This is a genomic window from Veillonella sp. CHU110, from assembly GCF_003992255.1.
In the GTDB taxonomy this organism is placed as follows: Bacteria; Bacillota; Negativicutes; order Veillonellales; family Veillonellaceae; genus F0422.
In genome coordinates, this window is record NZ_RQVA01000027.1 from 1 (window position 1) to 6,052 (window position 6,052).

The window sequence follows — 6,052 nt, forward strand, 5'->3', positions numbered from 1 at the left end:
AAGAATAGCACTAGCTATTTAGATAGCTAGTGCTAAGAACTTTTTATATGAGCAGCCCCCACATTTGACAAAGAGCCAAAAAATACACAGCAGAACAATTTCTGCTGTGCTTCATACGGCTGACCTGGTCTTTGCCCCCACACTCGCCTGCTGGAAGGTTCGCTCATAAGCTGTGCTCCCCACTACTACTTCTCTCGATATCTCGGCAGGACTTACATCTAAGCCGCACCATGCTCACAACTTTTCGTTGCTTACGTGGATCGTTTTGCCTGCGACTGGCCTCGACTTTCAACCACAGACCCGTAATATGATTTTATTATAATCGAAAGAAATATATTTGTCACTCTTCTTCCATCATGATTTTTTACATGTTTCCTATATCATTTTTATATAGCAAACTTAAAAAAAAGACTTGCTTTTTTTCATCAAATATACATGTATATCAATCTATCCCTTATCTATCACATTCTCACTAATACTATCAGTTTCTCTAAATTTTCAGTGCATTTTTGTCCACTCTGTAGGGTATATTCAAGGCCTTTAAATTATTGTATAATGTGTGTACTAAAGTAAACGAAGAATTTTAAAACGGTGCTATTTCTAATGAAATTATCACCGTTTCAGTAAGTTAGGAAGGGTTTGCACATGTTTATGTTATCATTAATTCAAGAGTCAGGAGCATATGAGCAAGAGTCTAGCAGCTTAGAAGTCATCTCTGCTCAACTTTTGCAAATGATTCAAATGAAAAGCCAAACTTTATATGTGCACTCTGTGCAAGTGGCCAACTATGCAGTTGCTATTGCAGCCAAGATGGGCTTGCCAAAAGGTGAAATTGAATTAATTCGTCATGCTGCTTACCTTCATGACTTAGGATTAATTTGCTTACCTACCACAACATTAATGAAGTTCCCTTACTTCAATCGTCAAGAACTTTCCAAGTACAAACAACATCCAGTGTTTGGTGCCAGTATGATTGAAAATTATCCATGTTGCCAGCCAATCATTCCATACATTAAATATCATCATGAAAGATGGGATGGCACAGGATTTCCTAAACATTTACGAGGAGCTAATATTCCATTAGGTGCTCGCATCATTGGAATTGCTGATTACTATGTCACATCTATTGATCCTTCATCAGATACGACATTACAACCTCATAGCCAAATAAAACAAGACTTATTCCGTCATTCGGGAACACAATTTGATCCAGAAATTGTTAAAACATTCATAGAAATCTTAGGATAACCATTAGGCTCCACTTGCTAAAGTGAGAGCCTTTATGTTTGCTCTAGGAAAATAGCTTTTTAAAGTATCTGCCGCTTCTACTAAGGTGGCTCCTGTGGTATATATATCATCCACAATGAGTATTTCTGTTGGCATTGGTACCAATTGCTTAGCTTTAGATAGAGAAACTAAAAAATGCCCCTTCATATTCTGCTTGCGTTCTTCTTTCGTCAATGTCCACATCGGCTTCGAACCATCTAATTTAATAAGTATATCTTCCCAACGCCATTGCTGTTGTATCACCCAATTTTTAAATAATAGATCTACTTGATTGTATCCACGTATATGACGTTTACTTTCACTAATGGGAATAGGCACCACTATATCAGGTGTATAACGGATATCTGAACAAGTAATTGTAAAACGTTGCAAAAAAGGAGCGGCTCCTAGAGCTCGCTCCTTTTTTCTATTGAATTTTATATCGTGTAACATCGTTTTGATGCCACCTATATAATCGGCCAGTATATATATCCAGTCTAAAGAAGAATACCTAGATCCCTCTAAGCGGCGTTCGTGCCATACTTCATTAAAACAGGCTGTACACCATTCTCCTTGCCCATACACATCTTTTCCACAATGAACACATGTTGGCGGACACAAAATATCCCAAATTCGCATTAGAATTCCCCCTCTAGTCGCTCTTTGAATAGAGTATATCTATATTGGTTATCTTCTCGAGATACAGCCGTTCCCAGCGCTTCTTGACTGCCGATAATTAGCACCTTATCTTTTGCACGTGTGATAGCTGTATATAATAGATTTCGTTGCAGCATAATATTGTAAGCTGAAATAAATGGCAACAAAATACGAGAATATTCACTCCCCTGCGCCTTGTGAACGGTAATGGCATACGCTAAAGACATAGATAGCATATCTTCTTCATTCATCAGTACTCGTTTATCTGGAAATTGTATATGTACACACTTTCCAAGGATACTCGTAATCAGACCAATCTCTCCATTATACACATCTTGCTCGTAATTATTTTCCATTTGGATGACTTTATCTCCTACTCGGAAGATGTTACCATCTACTTTCATCTCTTCTCGATCTGGATGTTTCGGATTTAACAATTCTTGTAAATACTTTGAAATAGCACTACTACCAATAGGACCTTTACGCATAGGACATACAATTTGTATATCTAAGTCAGATTCCACAGATTTCAATTCTGTTTCATAAAGCTCTTGTAATGCTGAAAGTACACTGTCCACACTATGAGCTTCTTCAAAGTGAAACTCCTCACACTGTGTCAATTCCGGCATCTCTCCATGATTGATTCTATAGGCATTATCAATGATTCGATGACCCTCTTGTTGACGATAGATATGATGTAATTCCTGATACGGAACTACTGTACTTTGTAACATATCACGTAATACAAAACCGGCGCCAATAGGCGGCAACTGATCAACATCACCAACCAATATCACAAAAGCCATTGGTGGTATCGCTTGTATTAAGGCATAATAAAGCTCTAAATTCAACATCGATGATTCATCGACGATGACAACATCTACCTCTAACTGATCATCTTGGTTTCTGCTAAATTGATATCCTCCTGCTACCGCCTCTGGTTCTAGCAACCGATGAATGGTAAACGCTTCTTGTTCTGTCGCTTCTGATAAACGCTTGGCTGCTCGACCTGTTGGTGCACAAAGTACAATACGCTTTTTATTCCCTTGTCGAAATCCTTCCACTAAAGCTTTAATAATGGTGGTCTTACCAGTACCAGGTCCACCTGTAATAATAGAAAACCGATGACTAAGGGCCATAATAATAGCTTGTTTCTGCTCGTCTCCCAAAGCCATCCCCTGCCTAGCTTCATATTGTTCGCACAGCGTATGTCCATCAATAGTTGTATCTGGATCCGACTCTAAAAATTCACGTGTAAATGATACACTATCATCCTCTGCTCGGTATAGTTCAGGGCGATAGATATACACGACACCATCATACTCCACCTGATAATACACTTTAGCTTCTAATAAATATTCTAATCGTTCAACAATCGAGTCAATATAGTCATCACCTAATAGATTCGACAGTTGCACCATTAATTCCTCTATAGGCATGCAAGTATGTCCATATTCAGTGATCTGCTTCATCGTATATAGAATACCTGCATCTAATCGGTACTCACTATGAAAAGGAAACTCTAAAGCATCTGCAAATCTATCGACTACAGGAAATGGTAGGCTTTCATCAATGCGAAGCAATTGGTACGGGTTATGTCGAATGACCTCTACCGCTTTCGCACCGTATACCTCATATAGCTTACGGCTCCAGCGATTACTCATATGGTAGGTGGCAAAAAATTCATTAATATCTTGTAGCACCCCTTCACCTAGCAAGGTGCGATATAAATCTTCTCTCACGCGTTTTCCTACATTAGGAATCCCCAAAATAGCCATAGGGTTTTCTTCTTGTAATACATCTAAGATAGATTCATTAAAGTAGTCCAAGATTTTATGTAGCGTTTTTGGGCCTAATCCTTTGACCCCTAAATTTTCTAGATATCGCCTAGCCCCAGCCATCGTATCAGGCATAATACGCTGCATGCTTTCCACTCGTATCTGTCTACCATATTTTTTATGTACTACCATCGTGCCTTTTACTTCTAGCTCATCTCCTACTTTAGGCACTTCTATGTTGCCAGCACAAGGATGATCCTCATTTTGAAAGTCTCGTACGATAAATACGCAAAAATCATTCTTTGGTGATGCATATATGACACGGTATACAGTTCCTAATATAGTGATCATAGGGATGCATTAGGTAAAGCCGCAATGACAGCTTTTACTACATCTGCTACATTGCTGATATTTTCAATCTTAATATGGCTAACACGCTCATAAATTGGCTGTCTTTCTTCATATAAACGGAAAATATATTCAATACTTTCTTTTAACAAAGGACGGATTTCCATATCTAAATCATCAAGAATTTGCTTTACATCACGTTGGATTAACACCACATAACCAGATTCACGCATCAGTTCAGCTGTGGCATCACATAATACAGTGCCACCACCAGTAGCAATGACACTCGCTTTTTTGTGGCTCACTAAATCTTGAATGACTTCAAGCTCTAATTGATGGAATTCATCTTCTCCATCATGAATAATAATATTTTGAATAGATTTCCCTGTTCGTTCTTGAATCTCTGTGTCTACATCGAAAAACTCAAGTCCCAATGTTTGTGCCAAGGCTTTACCAATGGTAGTCTTCCCTGCTCCAGGCATACCAATTAAGAAAATATGTTGATGAATATGGTTTTTTTCATATTCTTTACAAATACGAATCACTTCTCCCATAAACTCTTTGGCATAGTCCTCTAAATCAGGATTATTTAAAGATGTAACAGCTAAATTTAACACTTCTTCTTCTCGTTTTGCATCATGAATTTGCATTTGATGCTCTTCTTTATATTTAGCAATGTCTACTACAATCGATAAACGTTCCTCGAATAAACGAATCAACTCTTTATTAATAGCATCAATTTTTTGGCGACTTTCTTGTAACTTCATATCTTTATCCTCTTTTATATTCTGTATGCTGTAAATGCTCTAAGGCGAAGGCTTTATCATCTTCCATTTGATCAATGAGAGCTTGCAAGGAATCGAACTTTACCTCTCCTCGAATGAATGCAAGAAACTCTACAGTGGCAACTTTTCCATATACATCATCAGAAAAGTTGAACAAATGAGTTTCATAGCGATGGTATTGATTCGTAAACGTTGGATTATCCCCCATATTTCCTACCGCTCCATACCATTTGCCATCTATCTGCACTTGATTCACATAGACACCATCTGCCGGTGTTGCCATCTCATCTGGAAAATGAAAGTTCAGCGTAGGAAACCCTAGGGTACGACCTCGTTGATCTCCTTTCACTACAGTCCCTGTAAATCGATATGGTCTACCTAGCATTTGGTTGGCCAGTTCAATATCACCTCTCAACACACTACTACGTATAGCTGTACTAGAGATGGGAGCATCGATCCAATCATAGCGCACCAACTCTTGATCGTGAACTTCTATGCTTGGATACAACTCTCGAATCAGTGCTGAATTACCTTGTCCCTTATATCCAAAGTTAAAATTGGTACCTACCACAATTTTAGGTACATTACGGTTGGCACAAAGAGTATGAATAAACTCTGTTCCAGATTGTGCCAATAATGCTTCGGACATAGGCAGTTCTAACAAATAGTCAACACCTAACTCTGCTAATACAGCATACCGTTCTTCTCGTTGCAATAAACGAGGTGGAATATACTTAGGTTGTAATATAGTAAATGGATGGGCATCGAAGGTAACAATCACAGAAGCTCCCTTGTACTCTTTGGCACTATCAACAACTTCTTTAATGATCGATTGATGACCTAAATGCAGTCCATCAAAGGTTCCCATACCATATACAATGGGTTCTTGTATCGTATCTAACTCTGATATCGTATATAAAACGTTCATACTAATCCTTATCTTTTGAAATATGAAATAGAACTTTTATTTCAGTGTACTCTTTATTATATCACAATCCTAAAGGATAAACAGTAGCACCCATGTATACATGTCTTTCAAAGATATTCTAATGATAAACTTGAACTCATATAAAAAGATGTAAACCTAGACAATACTATGAAGTCATACATATAGTATGGTACATAAAGAAAACACCTAATATAGGCTCTTTGTCAAATGTGGGGGCTGCTCATATAAAAAGTTCTTAGCACTAGCTATCTAAATAGCTAGTGCTATTC

Annotated in this window: 5 protein-coding genes; 1 reads left to right on the top strand and 4 read right to left on the bottom strand. The window is 37.9% G+C overall.

What is annotated here, in order from left to right; genetic code table 11:
* Nucleotides 1–645: 645 nt before the first annotated feature.
* Nucleotides 646–1,248: an HD-GYP domain-containing protein gene (locus tag EO122_RS08040; protein ID WP_127010136.1), complete on the top strand. Its 603-nt coding sequence runs from the start codon at nucleotides 646–648 to the stop codon at nucleotides 1,246–1,248.
* Between the two features lie 3 nt (nucleotides 1,249–1,251).
* Here the strand turns inward: EO122_RS08040 and EO122_RS08045 are convergent, their stop codons facing one another.
* The 4 genes from EO122_RS08045 to EO122_RS08060 are packed head-to-tail and all read right to left on the bottom strand — an operon-like array spanning nucleotide 1,252 to nucleotide 5,762.
* Complete coding sequence (locus EO122_RS08045; RefSeq protein WP_127010137.1) at nucleotides 1,252–1,905, bottom strand: ComF family protein; 654 nt, start codon at nucleotides 1,903–1,905, stop codon at nucleotides 1,252–1,254.
* Nucleotides 1,905–4,052, bottom strand: a complete 2,148-nt coding sequence (locus EO122_RS08050) for an ATP-dependent RecD-like DNA helicase (protein ID WP_127010138.1) — start codon at nucleotides 4,050–4,052, stop codon at nucleotides 1,905–1,907. Before EO122_RS08050 ends, EO122_RS08045 begins: the two co-directional genes overlap by 1 nt.
* Nucleotides 4,049–4,816, bottom strand: coding sequence for a shikimate kinase (locus EO122_RS08055; RefSeq protein WP_127010139.1), 768 nt, complete (start codon nucleotides 4,814–4,816; stop codon nucleotides 4,049–4,051). The genes EO122_RS08050 and EO122_RS08055 overlap by 4 nt, the downstream gene beginning before the upstream one ends.
* Nucleotides 4,817–4,820: 4 nt before the next feature.
* A complete protein-coding gene (locus tag EO122_RS08060) occupies nucleotides 4,821–5,762 on the bottom strand; it encodes a bifunctional riboflavin kinase/FAD synthetase (protein ID WP_127010140.1) in 942 nt (313 codons plus the stop codon).
* Between the last annotated feature and the right edge of the window lie 290 nt (nucleotides 5,763–6,052).

Excerpts from the sequence above, each read along its gene's own strand:
- EO122_RS08040 (WP_127010136.1), top strand. The coding sequence starts at position 646 with ATGTTTATGTTATCATTAATTCAAGAGTCAGGAGCATATGAGCAAGAG.
- EO122_RS08045 (WP_127010137.1), bottom strand. The coding sequence starts at position 1,905 with ATGCGAATTTGGGATATTTTGTGTCCGCCAACATGTGTTCATTGTGGA.
- EO122_RS08050 (WP_127010138.1), bottom strand. The coding sequence starts at position 4,052 with ATGATCACTATATTAGGAACTGTATACCGTGTCATATATGCATCACCA.
- EO122_RS08055 (WP_127010139.1), bottom strand. The coding sequence starts at position 4,816 with ATGAAGTTACAAGAAAGTCGCCAAAAAATTGATGCTATTAATAAAGAG.
- EO122_RS08060 (WP_127010140.1), bottom strand. The coding sequence starts at position 5,762 with ATGAACGTTTTATATACGATATCAGAGTTAGATACGATACAAGAACCC.